Raw genomic sequence first — 16,579 nt, forward strand, 5'->3', positions numbered from 1 at the left:
CCCCGCGCCCGGTCGTTCAGCGACCGGCGAGCGCTCCGAGCATCCACGACAGCGCCGCGATCGCGCCGACGCCGACCACGCTCGAGCCGATGATCACGGAGCGCCGGATCCGGGCCGCGCGCGAGTCCGAGGCGGTCGGCGCGCCCGAAGCCGAGCCCGTCGTCATCCCGCTTCGGAGCCGGTGCGCGACCTCGTCGGCGGTCGGCCGCTTCTCCGGGTCCCGCTGCGTCATCGAGGTCAGCAGCGCCCGCCACTCCGCCGGCAGGGTGTCGGGCACGGAGGGGCTGCGGTGGAGGCGGGCGATCGCCGCCTCGAGGACGGTGCCCGAGTACTCGCGGTGACCGGTGATCGCCTCGAGGAGGACCAGGCCGAGGGAGAAGACGTCGCTCGCACCGCTGATCGGCTCGCCCGCGACCTGCTCCGGGCTGACGAAGCTCGCGGTGCCGATCACGACGCCGTCGCTGGTGAGGCGGGAGCCGTCCATGAAGTGCGCCACGCCGAAGTCGGTGAGCTTGGCGGTGCGGGCGTAGCCGCTGGAGGCGACCTCGCTGACCAGGATGTTCGCGGGCTTCACGTCGCGGTGCACGACGCCGCGCTCGTGCAGGTAGGCCAGGGCCTCCGCGAGCTGTGTGCCGATCGCCGCGACCTCCGCCGCCGGGAGGGGGCCGGACTCGAGCCGCGCCTCCATCGTGGGGTCGGCGACGAGCTCCATCACGACGTAGCGGCGGACCTCGCCGCCGAAGTTGTGCAGCCCCGCGTCGAAGAGGTTGACGATGCCCGGGTGGGCGAAGGAGCTCAGCATCCGCACCTCGCGCTCCTGGCGGGCCACGTCCTCGGGGTTCGAGGCCTCCGCGCGGAACACCTTCACGGCGACCTCGCGCTGCACGGTCTCGTCGCGGGCCCGGTAGACCGAGCCCATCCCGCCGGAGCCGATGCGCTCGATCAGGTAGTAGCGGCCGGCCACCTTCTGCTGGGCGGCGTTCGCGGCGACGGTACTCATGGCGATCCCGCCTTCCGCTCGAACGGTGCGCTCCGGAGCGCACGAGGTGGGCGCCTGCGACGACGGTACCGCGGGGCGGCGCCGGCCGGGTCGGCGGAACGGGGGGATTGACACTCCCGGCCCCGGACGGGGGGACGAATGGCCGCTCAGCGCATCGATCCGCACCCCCCCCGCCGCGGGGTCAGCGGAGGCCGCTGCGCGCGAAGCCCTGCACGAAGTAGCGCTGGAACACCAGGAACAGCACCACCATCGGCACGACGTTCACCAGGGCGAACGCCATGGTCGCTCCGTAGTCGCTGCCGAACTGCCCCTGGAGGAAGAGCAGCCCGATCGGGAGCGTGAACAGCGCGTTCTCCTTCAGGGCGATGAGCGGCCAGGCGAAGTCGTTCCAGGAGCCGAGCAGCGACATGAAGAAGAGCACGGCGATGAGCGGCTTCGAGAGGGGGAGGACGATGGCCGTGAACACGCGGAAGTGCCCGGCGCCGTCGATCCGGGCCGCCTCGATCAGGTCCCGCGGGATCGCGAGGATGAACTGCCGCGCCAGGAACAGCCCGAACGCCGACGCCGCCGTCGGCAGGATCACCGCCCAGTAGCTCCCGTAGAGGCCGAGGTCGGTGACGAGCCGGAACAGCGCCACCATGATCACCTGCACGGGCAGGGTGAGCGTCGACAGGGCCAGGAGGAAGAGCACTCCGGATCCGCGGAACCGCAGCTGCGCGAAGGCGTAGCCGCCGAGCAGGTTGATCGTCACGGTGATCAGGGCGGTGACCAGGCTGATCGCGAGGGAGTTGCCGAACCAGGTCGCCACGGGGAACGACGAGAACACGCGCTCGAAGTTCACCAGCGTCAGCTCGCGGGGCCAGAGGCGGAGGGTGCCTCCGAGCAGCTCGGACCGCGAGGAGAACGCGACGACGACCATCCAGTACAGCGGGAAGACGATGACCACCGAGACGGCGAGGGCGAGGGCGAGGCGGAGCAGGCGCGAGGTGCGCGACGTGCGGATCATTCGACGAGGTCCCTCGAGCGGTTGGTGCGCCACTGCACCGCGGTGAAGATCATGGTCAGTATCAGCAGCACGATGCCGATGGCCGCGGCGTAGCCCTGGTCGCGGGTGACGAACCCGGTGTCGTAGGCGTAGGTCACGAGCACCGAGGTCGCGTTCTGGGGTCCGCCGCCGGTGAGCACGAAGACGATGTCGAACACCTGGAACGAGTAGATGACGTTGAGGATGAGCAGGAAGAACGACGACGGGCCGACCAGCGGCAGCGTCACGTGGCGGAACTGCTGCCACGCGTTCGCTCCGTCGAGCCGGGCCGCCTCGTAGAGCGCCGGGTTCACCCCCTGCAGCCCCGCCAGGTAGATCAGCATGTTGAAGCCGGTGCGCCACCACAGGGTGACGAGCACCACGGAGGCGAAGGCGGCCGCTCCGCCGGACTGCCAGGCGATGCGGGGGAGGCCGATCGTCTGGAGCATGCCGTCGAGCACGCCGCTGTTCTCGTCGAAGATCAGCACGCCCATCAGCGCCGTCGCCACGCCGGAGACCGCCATCGGCAGGATGAGGATGCTGCGGAACACCGGACGCGCGGGCAGCACCGAGTTCATCAGCACCGCCGCGCCGAGGCCCAGCGCCATCGAGAGCGGGGTCACGATCAGGGTGAACAGCGCCGTGTTCAGCGTCGAGCGCCAGAAGAGGCCGTCGCCGAGCAGCCGCGCGTAGTTGTCGAGCCCGACGAAGACGCCGTCGCCGAAGCCGTTCGTGCGCTGGAAGCCGATCAGGAACGCGCCGCCCAGGGGGACGAACACGAACAGGCCGAGCATCAGCAGGTTCGGCGCGAGGAACGCGTAGGCGGCCGCCGTCTCGCGGGCGGGGGCGCGGGAGGTGCGCCGGGGGCGGGCGGTCACCGCCTCCGGCGCGAGGACCGACCGGCTCACTGCGTCGCGGCCGCGATGCCGGAGGTGAGGCCGGCGATGGTGTCCTCGGTGCTGCGCCCGCCGACGAAGGCCTGCTCCAGCTGCTCCTTGAGCACCGTGATGATCGCGGCCATGTCGGGCGAGGCGACCTGCGCCGAGTCGGACGCCTGGACGGTGCCCGCCTGGCCGAGGAACACCTCGGCGAGCTCGGGGCGCACGGCGAACTCGATGCCCGACTCCGTGAGGTCGCGGCGAGTGGGGAGGAGCGAGGCGCCGGCGCAGAAGTCGCGCATCGCCTCCTCCTCCGTCACGAACGCGAGGAAGGAGGCGGCCAGCTCCGGGTTCTTCGCGGCCTTGGTCGCGACGAGGGCGTTGCCGCCGAAGTCGCCGCCTCCGCGCACGTTGCGCGGGGAGTAGGTGGCGCCCCACTCGAAGTCGAGGGTGGAGTCGGCGTCGGGGATGAGGAACGCGCCGGCGAAGGTCATCGCGGTGGTCTGCGAGTACCAGAGGTCGCTGGCGTAGGTGGTCGCCTGCACGGAGCTGCTCGGCGGCACGAGGCCGTCGGTGAAGAAGCTGCGGCTGAAGTCGATCGCGGCGCGGCCGGCGGCGGAGTCGATCGCGGGCCCGGACAGGTCCTCGGTGAGGAAGCGGCCGTCGGCCTGGAACAGCAGGCTCAGCCAGCGCGTGACGCCGTTGCCCTGCCAGTTGTAGGCGAAGGGGTAGCGCTCGGCGGGGAGCGAGGCGCGCAGCTTCCGCCCGACCTCGGTGAACTCCTCCCAGGTCCACGCCTCCTCGGGCGAGGAGGGGAAGGAGGTGACGCCCGCGTCGGCCAGCACCTGGGTGTTGTAGAGGATCAGCGAGGTGTCGGTGTGGTGGGGGACGCCGAAGGGGCTCCCGCCGCTCTGCACCGCGGCCCAGGCCGGATCGGTGAACCGCTCGGCGACGTCGGAGTCGAGGAAGCCCGACAGGTCCAGGAGCTGGTCGCGGCCGGCGTAGCTGCCGAACGTGTAGTACGGGACCCGGAAGACGTCCGGCGGGTTGCCCGCCTGCAGCTGCGCGTCGATGTTGGTGAACATCTGCTCGTACGGGACCGCGTTGAGGGTCACGGTGGCGCCGGCGTTCGCCGACTGGAACGCGTCGATCGCGCGCTGGAAGCCGGCCAGCTCGGCGTCGGTGCCCCAGGTGGTGAAGGTGAGGGTGTCGCTGCCGGCGCTCGCCGCGGGGCCCGCGGGGGCGAAGCCGCAGCCGGAGAGGACCGGGACGGAGGCGGCGACGCCGAGCGCTCCGAGGAAGCGGCGGCGGTCGAGGACCGCGCGTCCGAGCTGCGAGTGGTTGAGAGCCCCCGAGCGGAGCCCCTTGCTGGTCAGGCCCATGACGGCCTCCTTCCGGGGGCCAGCGGCAGGCTCCCGGGGGCAGGCTATTCCGGCAGGGCCGCGGGTATCGCGGCTGGACGGATCGGCCGATCCATGAGAGGAGCGGCCGATCCGCGCGGCGGGCGTTCAGCCGCGGCGGCCGAGCATCCCCTCGAACGAGCCGTCGAGCGCCCACGGGTCGGGCGCGGAGCCCGAGCGGGAGGAGCGGGCGGCTTCATCGGCCAGCTCGCGTCCGGCGCGCTCGATGCGCGAGGGCAGCGCCCGTCCGTCCTCGGTCGCGCCGCCCCAGTCGTCCGTCGCCGCGAACACGGTGGTCGCGAGGGGCGCCGCGTGCAGGTAGGTGAAGAGCGGGCGCATCGCGTAGTCGACGGCCAGGGAGTGGCGGGGGGACCCGCCCGTGGCCGCCAGCAGCACGGGCAGACCGCGCAGCGCCTCCGCGTCGAGCACGTCGACGAACGACTTGAAGAGCCCGCTGTAGCTGGTGGTGAAGATCGGCGTCACGGCGATCAGGCCGTCGGCGCCGGCGACCGCGTCGAGCGCGGTCTGCAGAGCGGGGCTCGCGAAGCCGGTGAGGAGGTTGTTCGTGACGTCGTGCGCGAGGTCGCGCAGCTCCACGACGCTCCGCTCGACGGCGAAGCCCTGCTCGGTGAGGGAGGACTCGGCGGCGTCGGCCAGGCGGTCGGCGAGCAGCCGGGTCGAGGACGGCTGGCTGAGGCCGGCCGAGAGGACGGTGATCCTGCGGGTGTCCATGGAGAGCTCCTGACTAGACGGTGACGGGCTCGGCCGCGGGCTGCGCGTCGCGCGCGGCCACGAGGGAGGCGTGGGTGGGGGCGTCGGGCACGTGCGCGGGGCGGCCCTCGGCGAAGCCGGCGCGGAGGGCGGGGAGGATCTCGCCGAGCATGTCCATCTGCTCCAGGACGGTCTTCAGCGGGAGTCCCGCGTGGTCCATCAGGAAGAGCTGGCGCTGGTAGTCGCCGACGTACTCGCGGAAGCCGAGGGTGCGGTCGATGATCTGCTGCGGGGAGCCGACGGTGAGCGGGGTCTGCTCCGTGAAGTCCTCGAGCGAGGGGCCGTGGCCGTAGACGGGGGCGTTGTCGAAGTAGGGGCGGAACTGCGAGACCGCGTCCTGCGAGTTCTTCGCCAGGAAGATCTGCCCGCCGAGGCCGACGATCGCCTGATCGGCGGTCCCGTGGCCGTAGTGCTCGAAGCGCTGGCGGTAGAGCTGCACCATCTTCTGGGTGTGCGAGGCGGGCCAGAAGATGTGGTTCGCGAAGAAGCCGTCGCCGTAGTAGGCGGCCTGCTCGGCGATCTGCGGGGAGCGGATCGATCCGTGCCACACGAACGGCGCGACACCGTCGAGGGGGCGCGGGGTCGACTGGAAGCCCTGGAGGGGAGTGCGGAACTGGCCCTCCCAGTCGACGAAGTCCTCGGTCCACAGGCGGTGCAGCAGGTCGTAGTTCTCGATCGTCAGCTCGATGCCGCGGCGGATGTCCTTGCCGAACCACGGGTAGACGGGGCCGGTGTTGCCGCGGCCGAGCATCAGGTCGACGCGGCCGCCGGCGAGGTGCTGGAGCATCGCGTAGTCCTCGGCGAGCTTCACGGGGTCGTTCGTGGTGATGAGGGCCATCGCGGTGGAGAGCGTGATCCTCTCGGTCTTCGCCGCGAGGTAGCCGAGCGTGGTGGTGGGGGAGGAGGACCAGAACGGCGGGTTGTGGTGCTCGCCCAGGGCGAAGACGTCGAGGTCGATCTCCTCCGCCTTCAGCGCGATCGCGAGGGTCGCCTGGATCTTCTCGGACTCGGACGGGGTCCGTCCGGTCGTGGGGTCGGTCGTGATGTCGCTGACCGTGAAGATGCCGAACTGCATCAGGCGCTCCTTCTGTCCTCCGGCCCGGTGGGGCCTGGTCCATGCGTTTGCATGTACATCCTCATTCAACCACGTGCGGCCGGATCTATTCCCGAGGATCCCCGGGCCTCCGCCGGGCTGTCGCAGGACGGCGGAGGCGCCGTGCCCGGACGTCGCCGACCTGCCCCGCTCGCCCCGCGGCCGCCCGAAACATCCCCGCAATACGCCCCGCACTAGAGTCGTGCCATGGGTGACCTCTTCGACGGATACGGGTCCCAGAAGGTCGAGCGGCCCGACACGGGCGCCACCCCCTGGGACGAGATGTTCGCCGACGTGGCGTCGACCGGAGGCCCCGACGGGGTCCGCGGCGCCTATCGCGACATCTACTCCTCGCTCGCGCGGATGACCCAGGAGGAGCTGCGCGGCCGCACCGACGCGCTCGCCTCCTCCTACCTCGCGCAGGGCGTCACCTTCGACTTCGCGGGGGAGGAGCGGCCGTTCCCCCTCGACGCCGTCCCCCGGGTGATCGAGCGCGCCGAGTGGAACGAGGTGCAGACCGGCATCAAGCAGCGGGTCCGTGCTCTCGAGGCGTTCCTCGCCGACGTCTACGGCCCGCAGAACGCCGTGGCCGACGGCGTCATCCCCGCCGGGCTCATCTCGAGCTCCAGCCACTTCCACCGGCAGGCCGCGGGCATCGTCCCCGCGAACGGCGTGCGGATCCAGGTGTCCGGGATCGACCTGATCCGCGACGAGAAGGGCGGCTGGCGGGTCCTCGAGGACAACGTCCGCGTGCCCTCCGGCGTCTCCTACGTCATCTCGAACCGCCGGGTGATGGCGCAGACGCTGCCCGAGCTGTTCGTCTCGATGCGGGTGCGCCCGGTCGGCGACTACCCGAACAAGCTGCTGCAGGCACTGCGCGCCTCCGCCCCCGACGGCGTCGACGACCCGACCGTGGTCGTGCTCACTCCGGGCGTCTACAACTCCGCCTACTTCGAGCACACCCTCCTCGCCCGCCTCATGGGCGTCGAGCTGGTCGAGGGCCGCGACCTGTTCTGCACGGGCGGCAAGGTGTTCATGCGCACCACCTCCGGCCCGACCCGGGTCGACGTGATCTACCGCCGCGTGGACGACGAGTTCCTCGATCCGCTGCAGTTCCGCGCCGACTCGATGCTCGGCTCGCCCGGACTGATGCTCGCGGCCCGGCTCGGGAACGTCACGATCGCCAACGCGGTCGGCAACGGCGTCGCCGACGACAAGCTCGTCTACACCTACCTGCCCGACCTCATCCGCTACTACCTCTCGGAGGAGCCGGTGATCAAGAACGTCGACACGTGGCGGCTCGAGGATCCGGGAGCGCTCGAGGAGGTGCTCGACCGCCTCGACGAGCTCGTCGTGAAGCCGGTCGACGGCTCCGGCGGCAAGGGCCTGGTCGTCGGGCCGGCCGCCTCGGCGAAGGAGCTCGCGGAGCTGCGCTCCCGCCTCCAGGCCGACCCGCGCGGCTGGATCGCGCAGCCGGTCGTGCAGCTCTCCACCATCCCCACCCTCGTCGACGACGGGATGCGTCCCCGGCACGCCGACCTGCGGCCCTTCGCCGTGAACGACGGCACCGACGTCTGGGTGCTGCCCGGCGGCCTGACCCGCGTCGCGCTCCCGGAGGGGCAGCTCGTCGTCAACTCGTCGCAGGGCGGCGGATCGAAGGACACCTGGGTGGTCGGCCTCGAGGAGGCGCGCAGCGCCGAGCCCGAGGCGCGCGACATCCAGGCGCTCGTCGCCGAGCAGGCCGCTGTCACCAGCTCCATCCCGATCGTCTATCCGCTCAACCACACGCCCGACCACTCGCCGCAGGACGCACCGAACACCGACCAGGACCAGCAGCAGCAGCAGACGCTCGCGGCGGGGGAGGACGACTGATGCTCTCCCGGATCGCCGAGTCGCTGTTCTGGATCGGCCGCTACATCGAGCGGTCCGACGGCACCGCCCGCATCCTCGACGTCCACCTGCAGCTCCTGCTCGAGGACCCGTGGATCGACGAGGACACGGCCTGCCGCTCGCTCCTGTCGGTGATGGGCTCGACCCCGCCGGACGACATGCGCGAGATCACCCGCGCCGACGTGCTGGCGATCCTCGCGATCGACCGCACGAACCCCGCCTCGATCGCCTACTCGCTCGGCGCGGCCCGCGAGAACGCCCGCCGGGCGCGCGAGATCGTCTCGACCGAGCTCTGGGAGTGCCTCAACACCACGCGCACCCGCATGCCGCGCCGCGTCTCGGGCGAGCGGGTGTCGGAGTTCTTCAGCTGGGTGCGCGAGCGCTCCGCCCTCGCCGTCGGCATCATCGAGTCGGCGACCTCGCGCGACGAGGCCTGGCAGTTCTTCACCCTCGGCCGCTCGATCGAGCGCGCCGACATGACCGCCCGCCTGCTCGCCACCCGCTCGCTGACCGAGGCGAGCGGCCCCTCCTGGACCACGATCCTCCGCTCCTGCGGCGCCTACGAGGCGTACCTGCGCACCTACCGGGGCGTGCCGAGCGCGCGGAACGCGGCCGAGTTCCTCCTCCTGGACCGGCTGTTCCCGCGCTCGATCCTCTTCTCGGTCTCGCGGGCGGAGGCGTGCATGCGCGACATCGAGCCGCGCACCGGCCGCATCGGCCACTCCGGCGACGCGCAGCGCGTCCTCGGGCGGATCCGCAGCGAGCTGGAGTTCCGGCCGATCACCGACATCCTCGAGGACCTCCCGCGGCACATGGACAGCGTGCAGGAGGCGACCTCGGCCGCGTCCGAGGCGATCCGCCAGCGGTACTTCCCCACCAACGTCATGCCGAGCTGGATCGGGGAGGCGCTGTGAGCAGGCTGCGCATCAGGCACACCACGGGCTTCACCTACGCGGGGGACGTGGTCGCGTCCTACAACGAGGCGCGGATGCTCCCCGCCTCCTCGGACGGGCAGCTGGTGCTGTTCTCGAACCTCGACATCCGGCCGGTGACCTCGGTGCACGCCTACACCGACTACTGGGGCACCCGCGTCTCGTCGTTCGACGTGCTCGACGCCCACCGCGAGCTCTCGCTGACGGCGACCTCGCTCGTCGAGATCCGGCCGAAGCAGCACCCCGACCACCCGACCGGGTGGGATCAGCTGTCCGAGCAGGTCGAGACGCGCACCGAGTACGTGGAGCAGTCGAAGCAGACCCACCGCACCGCGCCGCCGGAGGACCTCGCGGCGATGGCGCGCTCGCTCGCGGGCGAGGCGGCCGGCCCGTGCGAGGCCGCGCTCACGATCGCCGAGACGATCGGCCGGGCGATGACCTACCGGCAGGGCGTCACCGGCGTGCACTCCACCGCGACGGAGTCGTGGACCGCGCGAGAGGGCGTCTGCCAGGACATCACGCACATCGTCCTCGGGGCGCTGCGCTCGGTGGGCATCCCGGCGCGCTACGTCTCGGGCTACCTGCACCCCAAGCCGCACGCCGAGATCGGCGAGACCGTGGTGGGGGAGTCGCACGCGTGGGTCGAGTGGTTCTGCGGAGGAGCGTGGCGCGGATACGACCCGACGAACCTGATCGACATCGGCGACCGCCACGTCATCGTCGGCCGCGGGCGCGACTACAACGACATCGCGCCGTTGCGCGGGGTGTTCGCCGGGCCCCGCTCGTCGAAGCTCTTCGTCCGCGTCGAGATCACCCGCGAGGCCTGAGGGCGGGCGGCGGTCGCGCCCCGCGTCGGGGGCGACCCGTCGAGTGGGCGGTCCGCGGATCCGCCCGGCGTGCGGACCGGCCGACGGAGCCTAGGCGCGCGGGCGCAGCAGGGGGACTCCGCCGGTGGCGGGCAGAGCCTCCGGCCCGGGGGCCGCGAGCCGGGCGGCGCGGCGCAGGCGGAGGTGGAAGGCGAGTCCGATGGCGGCCGCCGCGATCCCGGAGGCGGCGCCGACCAGCATCGCCTGGCGCGGACCGTAGGCGTTCGCGACCCAGCCGATCAGCGGTGCGCCGATCGGGGTGCCGCCGACGAAGATGGCCATGTACAGCGCCATGACGCGGCCCCGCATCTCGGGGGCGGTCGAGAGCTGCACGTAGCCGTTGGCCGAGGTCATCAGCGTCTGCGCCGCGATGCCGACGAAGGGGAGCAGGATCGCGAACGCCCAGACCGTCGGCATGACGCCGGCCAGCGCGAGCGCGACGCCGAACGCCGCGGAGGCGCCGACGATGAGCCGGAGCCTCGGGCGTTCGCGGCGTGCCGAGAGGAGCGCCCCCAGCACCGAGCCGACGGCGATGGCGGAGGAGAGGAGGCCGAACTCGCTCGCCCCCATGTCGAACTCGACCGTCGCCATCGTCGAGGCGAAGATCGGGAAGTTCAGGCCGAAGGTGCCGATCAGGAACACGATCGCGAGCACCACGAGGATGTCCGGCCGCTTCGACACGTAGCGGAACCCCTCCAGCAGCGCACCCGGGCCGCGGGTGGCCCGCGGGGCGCTGCGGAGCTGGTCGCGGTGCAGCGCGCGCAGCGAGAGCAGGACGGCGAGGAAGCTCGCGGCGTTGAGGAGGAAGACCCAGCCGGAGCCGACCGCGGCGATCAGCACGCCCGCGAGGGCCGGTCCGATCATCCGCGCCGAGTTGAAGGAGGCCGAGTTCAGCGAGACGGCGTTGGTGAGGTCGCGCTCCTCGACCAGCGCCGAGACGAACGTCTGGCGCACGGGCGCGTCGATCGCCGCGGCGAAGCCGAGCAGCAGAGCGAAGAGGTAGACCATCCAGAGCTGGACCACCCCGGTCACGACGATGAGTCCCAGGCCGAGCCCGAGCGCGCCCATCGCGCCCTGGGTGGCCATCAGGAGCTTCCGCCGGTCGAAGCGGTCGGCGATGAAGCCGGAGAAGGGGACCATCACGAGCTGCGGTCCGAACTGCAGTGCCATGGTCACGCCGAGCGCCGTCGCGTCGTGGTCGGTCAGGTCGTTGATCACGATCCAGTCCTGGGCCGTCCGCTGCATCCAGGTGCCGACGTTCGAGACCATCGCGCCCGCGAACCAGATGCGGTAGTTCGGCACGGCGAGGGAGCGGAACATCGCGCTCATCGGTCGGCCACCGCGCGCAGGACCGCCGCCGCGTCGTGGAGCAGGCGCAGGTCCTCGGGAGGGAGCTCCTCGAGGCGCGCCACGAGCCACGCGTCGCGGCTGCGGCGCACGTCGAGCACCAGTGCGGTGCCGGCCCCGGTGGGGCGGATGCGGGTGACGCGGCCGTCGGCGGGGTCGGCCAGGCGCTCCGCGAGTCCTTCGTCGACCAGGCAGCCGACCGTGCGGGTCATCGACGGCGGGCGGACCCGCTCCGCCTGGGCCAGCTCGCCGAGGGTCTTCGCGCCCTCGCGGTGCAGGAGCGCGAGCACGCTGAACTGCGGATCGCTGAGCTCGTGCTGGGCCTTCTCCTGCCGGAGCCGCCGTCCGAGCCGGCCGACCGCTGCCCGCACCTCGCCCGCGAGGGAGGTCAGCGGGAGATCGGTCTGCGGGGTGTCGGTCGGAGGGGTCTCGGTCTGCAGGGTCTCGGTCGATGGCACATAGTTAGCCTAACAAAAGAACTGCCGCTCAGGCGGAGATCCGCGCGGTCCGCACCGCCCCGATGCTCGCGGCGACCACGAGCGCGATCCCGACGGCCTCGACGGCGCTGAGGCGCTGCCCGAGCACGAGGAAGCCCGAGAGCGCGGCCGCGCCGGGGGAGAGCGACATCAGGATCGAGAAGGTGGAGGAGCGCAGGCGCCGCAGCGCCAGCAGCTCCAGCGCGTAGGGCACCGCGGAGGAGAGCACCGCCACGGCGAGCCCGAGGAGCAGCACCGGCGGCACCACCAGGGCGGGCCCGGCGGAGGCGAGGCCGAACGGCAGCGACACGATCGCGCCGGCCGCCAGCGCCAGCGCGAGCCCGTCGATCCCCTGGAACCTCCCGCCGGTGCGGCCGGCGAAGACGATGTACGCGGCCCAGAGCACAGCGGCCCCCAGCGCGAAGCCGACGCCGACCGGGTCCAGCGCCGAGAACCCGCCCTGCGACAGGGTCACCACTCCGGCCAGCGCGAGCACCGCCCAGACCAGGCTCAGCACGCTCCTCCCGGCGATCACCGAGAGCGTCAGCGGCCCGAGCACCTCGAGGGTGACGGCGGCGCCCTGCGGAATCCGGGCGATGGCCTCGTAGTAGCAGGCGTTCATCCCGCCGAGGGCGAGGCCGTAGGCGGCGACGGTGGCCCAGTCGCTCCGGCTGTGGCCGCGCAGCCGCGGACGGCAGACCAGGAGCAGCACGACGGCCGAGAACACCAGCCGGAGCGTGACGGTGCCGATCGGCCCCGCGGCGGGGAAGAGCAGCACGGCGAAGGAGGCGCCCAGCTGCACGCTCGCGACCGACCCGAGCACCAGGCCGATCGAGCCAGCGCTCGCCGGGCGCCGCTCCGGAGCGGCCGCTGCGCTCAGCTGGAGCGCCGCTGCGTCTGGACGGGCGGGACGTTGTAGCCGAGCAGGCCGACGCCGGTCGCGTCCCAGCGCAGCGTGGTCAGCGAGACGTTGTCGACCACCGGGAAGGTGTGCCGGTAGGTCTCGGGGTTGATGCCGAGGTAGGCGCACAGCAGGAGGCGGATGAGCGTGCCGTGCGCGACGACGAGCACCCGGCCGTCGGGGTGCTCGCGGTGGATGCGCGCGAGTGAGGTGTTCGCGCGGGCGACGGCGTCGAGGCCGGACTCGCCGCCGGGCATCGGCTGGATGGCCGGCGCCGCGACCCACGCGTGGTACTCGTCCGGGAAGCGCTTCTCCATCTCGTCGGTGGTCAGCCCCTCACCGCGGCCGAAGTCGACCTCGACCAGCGCCGGGTCGGGCTGCAGCTCGAGGTGGGCCGCCCGCGCGGCGGGCACGGCGGTGCGCACGGCCCGGACCAGGGTGGAGGAGTACACCGCCTCGAGGTCGGCGTCGACGGCCCAGGCGGCCAGAGTCGCCGCCTGGTCCTGGCCCCGGGGGGTCAGCGCGATGTCGGAGGAGCCCGCGAAGCGGTTCTCGGAGTGCCAGACAGTCTCTCCGTGCCGGGCGAGGATCAGGGTCGTCACCCCCTGAGCCTACCGACCGCGCGGGCCCGCGGGCCCCGCGCTCAGGCGGCGGGAACGCCGTAGTGCGCGTCGACCATCACCGGGAGGTGGTCCGAGACGCCCTGGGGCAGCGTGGAGACCCGCTCGATCCGCACGGAGTCGCTGATCGCGAAGTCGAAGTGGCCGCTGAAGTAGCGGTAGCGCGCGTAGGTGGGGGAGTCGCTCCGCGAGACCAGGTAGCCGTTCCGGGTCATCCGGCGGTCGAGTCCGCGGAAGAACCACGGGTAGTTGTAGTCGCCGACCATCAGGGAGGGGGTGTCCGGCGCGTACTCGCGCAGCCGGTTGAGCGCCTCGTCGATCTGCTTGCGGCGCAGGGCGTTGCCGGCCGAGAGCGGGGCGGCGTGGAAGGAGGAGACGGCGATCGATCCGCCGTCGCGGTCGTCGAGGCGGACGGCCAGCAGGCGCTCGTGAGCGGGGGACATCACCCGGTCGTGCATGGACTTGCTGAGCTCGAACGCGGCGCTGCCGGAGAGCTCGAAGCGGTCCTGCGAGTAGTAGACGGCCAGGCCCAGGCGGTTGCGGGCCGTGACGGACGCGAGCCGGAGCGAGCCCACCTCCTGCGGCAGCTTCGTGGTGTCGCACTCCTGCAGGCACAGGACGTCGATGTCGTGGCGGGCGGCGAGGGGGGCGATCTCGGCGTGCGCTCGGTGCTCCCGGAGGTTGTAGGAGATCACGCGGAGGGCGCGTTCGGTCGGCTGCATTTCGCCAGTGTAGGGCGCGCCGACCGAGCGCCGGCCGACCCTCCGGCGAACACGGAGGGACCTCCTCGGAACGCGGTCGGAACGTTCGCCGACCGGCCGGGGAGGTCCCTCGCGGAGCCGTGTCAGTGCTGCTCGGTGCCCGAGGCGTCGGTCTCGGCGTCGGTGCCGTGGACGCCGTCGGTGGGGCCCCAGTCGGGCAGCGGGGGGTTCTGCTCCTCGCCGTCGGCGCCGACGCCGTCGGCCAGGGGGGAGGCCGCGCCGCCGACCTCGTCGAGGCCCGCGGAGGTGCCGGTCTCGGTGGCGGGGTCGGGCGTGCGCGCGCCGTCGGCCGTGTCGGTGCCGTCGGTGGTGTCGGTGGGGGTGGGCTCGATGTCGTAGTCGGAGCTGCTCATGCCCTGACGCTACGACTCCGCCGCCCGCGGGGGCACCCCCTTGCGCTCCCGCGAACGACGCAGGCCCCCCGCACCGGGAAGGTGCGAGGGGCCTCCGAAGGGGGAGTGCTCAGCGTCCGTAGGCGGAGGCGGCGGGGCAGTCGAACGGGTCGCCGCCGGCCGACAGGCCGACCTTGTTGAGGTAGCGGACGACGATCGCGTACGACTCCATCAGCGAGGTCTCGGTGTAGGGGATCTGGTGGGTGGTGCAGTACTCCTTGGCGATGACCTGCGCACGGCGCAGCGCCGGGCGGGGCATGTTCGGGAAGAGGTGGTGCTCCACCTGGTAGTTGAGGCCGCCCATGTAGAGGTCGGTGAACCAGGTGCTGCGGATGCTGCGCGAGGTGAGGACCTGGCGGCGGAGGAAGTCGACGCGCGCCTCCTTCGGCAGCAGCGGCATGCCCTTGTGGTTCGGCGCGAACGAGGCGCCCATGTAGAGGCCGAAGACGCCCAGCTGCACGCCGACGAAGGCGAACGCCATGCCGAGGGGGAGGGCCCAGAAGACGACGGCGAGGTAGAGGCCGACGCGGGTGACGAGCATGGTGATCTCGACCCAGCGCTTGTCGACCTTGCCCTTGCCGAACACGGTGCGGAAGCCGTGCAGGTGCAGGTTGAGGCCCTCGAGCAGCAGGAGCGGGAAGAACGCGTAGCCCTGGCGGCGGGTGAGCCAGGCGTAGAGGCCGCGCGAGCGGGCCGCGTCCTCGGCGGTGAAGGAGACGACGTCGCGCTCGATGTCCGGGTCCTTGCCCAGCACGTTCGGGTTCGCGTGGTGGCGGCTGTGCTTGGTCATCCACCAGGAGTAGCTGATGCCGACGAAGAGGTTCGCGAGGGTGCGGCCGGCGATGTCGTTGGCCTTGCCTGACTCGAACACCTGGCGGTGCGAGGCCTCGTGGGCGAGGAAGGCGAACTGCGTCAGCACGATGCCGAGGGCGGCGGCGAGCAGGAGCTGGAACCAGGAGTCGCCCAGCAGGACGAAGCCGGTGACGATGCCGCCGAGCGCGAGGACCAGCGCGCCGAACATCGTGTAGTAGAAGCCGGTGCGGCGGCGGAGGAGCCCCGCGTCGCGGACCGTGCTGAGGAGACCGGAGTACTCGGTCGTCGGGTTGACGCGGCCGTCGGCGCGGGGACGGGTGCGGACGACGCGGGGGGCGCCTCCGGTGACGGACGTGGTGGTGGGGGTGCTCATCGGCGCCTCGCTCTTCGTGGTGACCGTCGGCGTCGACGGTCTCTCGGCGAGCGATCCCGACGGGGGCGGTCCGCTCATGGTTCACCGCGTCGGTAGGGGCCGGACGCGGCATCAGGGCGACCGGGGTCAAGGGCAACCTGGTGTGAACACTACGGGGGCGGCGGCGGCACCGCACCATGGCGATTGCCAGCCTTCGCTCCGCGCGTGTCGGGAAGGGTGGGTTGCGCCTCCGGCGGGACCGCCGCCGGAGGCGCACGGGCTCAGGAGCCGATCGAGTCCTGCGGGCGGCCGGACTTGAGCGCGGCGAGGCGCGCCTCCACCTCGGTCATCTCACCGAGGTCCTCGAGCGACTCGAACTGCGCGTCCAGGCTCGAGGAGGCGAGCTCCTCCGCGCCGCGGACGCGCGCCTCCTCGCGGCGGATCTTCTGCTCGAAGCGGCTCACCTCGCTCGTCGGGTCCATCAGGTCGATGCTCTTCACGGCGTCCTGGACCTGGCTCTGCGCCTCGACGGTCTTGGAGCGGGCGATCAGCTCGTCGCGCTTGCTCGAGAGCTGCTGCAGCTTCTCGCGCATCTGGTTCAGGCCCGACTTGAGCTTGTCGACGACCTCGGTCTGCGAGGCGATGGTCGGCTCGGCGTCCTTCGCCTCCTTCTCGGACTGGATCTGGCGCTGCAGAGCGACCTTGGCCAGCGCGTCGAACTTGTCGGCGTCGCCGGCGCTCCCGCCGGTGCGCAGCTCGTCGGCCTTGCGGCTCGCGGCGAGGGCCTTGCCGCCCCACTCCTGGGCGTTCTGCACGTCCTCGCGGTAGTCGTCCTCGAGCAGGCGCAGGTTGCCGATCGTGGTGGCGATCGCCGCCTCGGCGTCGCGGATGCTGTCGGTGTAGTCGCGGACCATCTGGTCGAGCATCTTCTGCGGGTCCTCGGCCTGGTCGAGGAGTGCGTTGATGTTGGCCTTCGCGAGCTGCGCGATGCGGCCGAAGATCGACTGTCTCTGAGCCATGGGTGTCTCTCCTTGCGTCGTGGGTGGTGCCGGATGTCGGAGGT

General features: G+C 72.0%; 17 protein-coding genes. 3 read left to right on the plus strand and 14 right to left on the minus strand.

Annotated features, from left to right (window positions below; genetic code table 11):
* Nucleotides 1-16: 16 nt before the first annotated feature.
* The 6 genes from C5C55_RS05170 to C5C55_RS05195 all read right to left on the minus strand — a co-directional run bounded on the left by C5C55_RS05170 (nt 17) and on the right by C5C55_RS05195 (nt 6,148).
* Complete coding sequence (locus tag C5C55_RS05170; RefSeq protein ID WP_104233144.1) at nt 17-1,000, minus strand: serine/threonine-protein kinase; 984 nt, start codon at nt 998-1,000, stop codon at nt 17-19.
* 181 nt (nt 1,001-1,181) lie between these two features.
* The gene (locus tag C5C55_RS05175) at nt 1,182-2,006 is read right to left on the minus strand and encodes a carbohydrate ABC transporter permease (protein ID WP_104233145.1); all 825 of its coding nucleotides are present in this window, start codon (nt 2,004-2,006) and stop codon (nt 1,182-1,184) included.
* On the minus strand, nt 2,003-2,902 hold the full coding sequence (locus tag C5C55_RS05180) for a carbohydrate ABC transporter permease (protein WP_244229482.1): 900 nt from the start codon (nt 2,900-2,902) through the stop codon (nt 2,003-2,005). Before C5C55_RS05180 ends, C5C55_RS05175 begins: the two co-directional genes overlap by 4 nt.
* A 26-nt stretch (nt 2,903-2,928) precedes the next feature.
* Nucleotides 2,929-4,284, minus strand: a complete 1,356-nt coding sequence (locus C5C55_RS05185) for a sugar ABC transporter substrate-binding protein (RefSeq protein ID WP_104233146.1) — start codon at nt 4,282-4,284, stop codon at nt 2,929-2,931.
* Between the two features lie 126 nt (nt 4,285-4,410).
* Entirely contained in the window at nt 4,411-5,034 is a 624-nt protein-coding gene (locus tag C5C55_RS05190; protein WP_104233147.1) for an FMN reductase, read from the minus strand.
* A gap of 13 nt (nt 5,035-5,047) precedes the next feature.
* On the minus strand, nt 5,048-6,148 hold the full coding sequence (locus tag C5C55_RS05195) for an LLM class flavin-dependent oxidoreductase (RefSeq protein ID WP_104233148.1): 1,101 nt from the start codon (nt 6,146-6,148) through the stop codon (nt 5,048-5,050).
* A gap of 225 nt (nt 6,149-6,373) precedes the next feature.
* Between C5C55_RS05195 and C5C55_RS05200 the strand changes: the two genes are divergently transcribed.
* The 3 genes from C5C55_RS05200 to C5C55_RS05210 are packed head-to-tail and all read left to right on the plus strand — an operon-like array spanning nt 6,374 to nt 9,815.
* Nucleotides 6,374-8,038: a circularly permuted type 2 ATP-grasp protein gene (locus C5C55_RS05200; RefSeq protein WP_104223850.1), complete on the plus strand. Its 1,665-nt coding sequence runs from the start codon at nt 6,374-6,376 to the stop codon at nt 8,036-8,038.
* Complete coding sequence (locus C5C55_RS05205; RefSeq protein ID WP_104223851.1) at nt 8,038-8,970, plus strand: alpha-E domain-containing protein; 933 nt, start codon at nt 8,038-8,040, stop codon at nt 8,968-8,970. The genes C5C55_RS05200 and C5C55_RS05205 overlap by 1 nt, the downstream gene beginning before the upstream one ends.
* Entirely contained in the window at nt 8,967-9,815 is an 849-nt protein-coding gene (locus C5C55_RS05210) for a transglutaminase family protein (protein ID WP_104233149.1), read from the plus strand. Before C5C55_RS05205 ends, C5C55_RS05210 begins: the two co-directional genes overlap by 4 nt.
* 90 nt (nt 9,816-9,905) lie before the next feature.
* Here C5C55_RS05210 and C5C55_RS05215 read toward each other — a convergent pair whose 3' ends face one another.
* The 8 genes from C5C55_RS05215 to C5C55_RS05250 all read right to left on the minus strand — a co-directional run bounded on the left by C5C55_RS05215 (nt 9,906) and on the right by C5C55_RS05250 (nt 16,535).
* A complete protein-coding gene (locus C5C55_RS05215) occupies nt 9,906-11,183 on the minus strand; it encodes an MFS transporter (RefSeq protein ID WP_104233150.1) in 1,278 nt (425 codons plus the stop codon).
* Nucleotides 11,180-11,659 carry a MarR family winged helix-turn-helix transcriptional regulator gene (locus tag C5C55_RS05220; RefSeq protein ID WP_258065429.1) on the minus strand — a complete coding sequence of 160 codons (480 nt, stop codon included), beginning with the start codon at nt 11,657-11,659 and terminating at the stop codon, nt 11,180-11,182. The genes C5C55_RS05215 and C5C55_RS05220 overlap by 4 nt, the downstream gene beginning before the upstream one ends.
* Before the next feature lie 28 nt (nt 11,660-11,687).
* On the minus strand, nt 11,688-12,500 hold the full coding sequence (locus C5C55_RS05225) for a DMT family transporter (protein WP_258065430.1): 813 nt from the start codon (nt 12,498-12,500) through the stop codon (nt 11,688-11,690).
* A 53-nt stretch (nt 12,501-12,553) separates the two neighbouring features.
* Nucleotides 12,554-13,180 carry a histidine phosphatase family protein gene (locus C5C55_RS05230; protein ID WP_104223854.1) on the minus strand — a complete coding sequence of 209 codons (627 nt, stop codon included), beginning with the start codon at nt 13,178-13,180 and terminating at the stop codon, nt 12,554-12,556.
* Between the two features lie 41 nt (nt 13,181-13,221).
* A complete protein-coding gene (locus C5C55_RS05235) occupies nt 13,222-13,920 on the minus strand; it encodes an endonuclease/exonuclease/phosphatase family protein (RefSeq protein WP_104223855.1) in 699 nt (232 codons plus the stop codon).
* Nucleotides 13,921-14,042: 122 nt separating this feature from the next.
* Complete coding sequence (locus C5C55_RS05240) at nt 14,043-14,312, minus strand: hypothetical protein (protein ID WP_104233151.1); 270 nt, start codon at nt 14,310-14,312, stop codon at nt 14,043-14,045.
* A gap of 109 nt (nt 14,313-14,421) precedes the next feature.
* Nucleotides 14,422-15,537, minus strand: a complete 1,116-nt coding sequence (locus tag C5C55_RS05245; protein WP_104292262.1) for an acyl-CoA desaturase — start codon at nt 15,535-15,537, stop codon at nt 14,422-14,424.
* Nucleotides 15,538-15,797: 260 nt separating this feature from the next.
* A complete protein-coding gene (locus tag C5C55_RS05250) occupies nt 15,798-16,535 on the minus strand; it encodes a PspA/IM30 family protein (RefSeq protein ID WP_104223858.1) in 738 nt (245 codons plus the stop codon).
* Nucleotides 16,536-16,579 lie beyond the last annotated feature (44 nt).

It is taken from the genome of Rathayibacter sp. AY1C2 (genome assembly GCF_002931195.1).
Taxonomy (GTDB): domain Bacteria; phylum Actinomycetota; class Actinomycetes; order Actinomycetales; family Microbacteriaceae; genus Rathayibacter.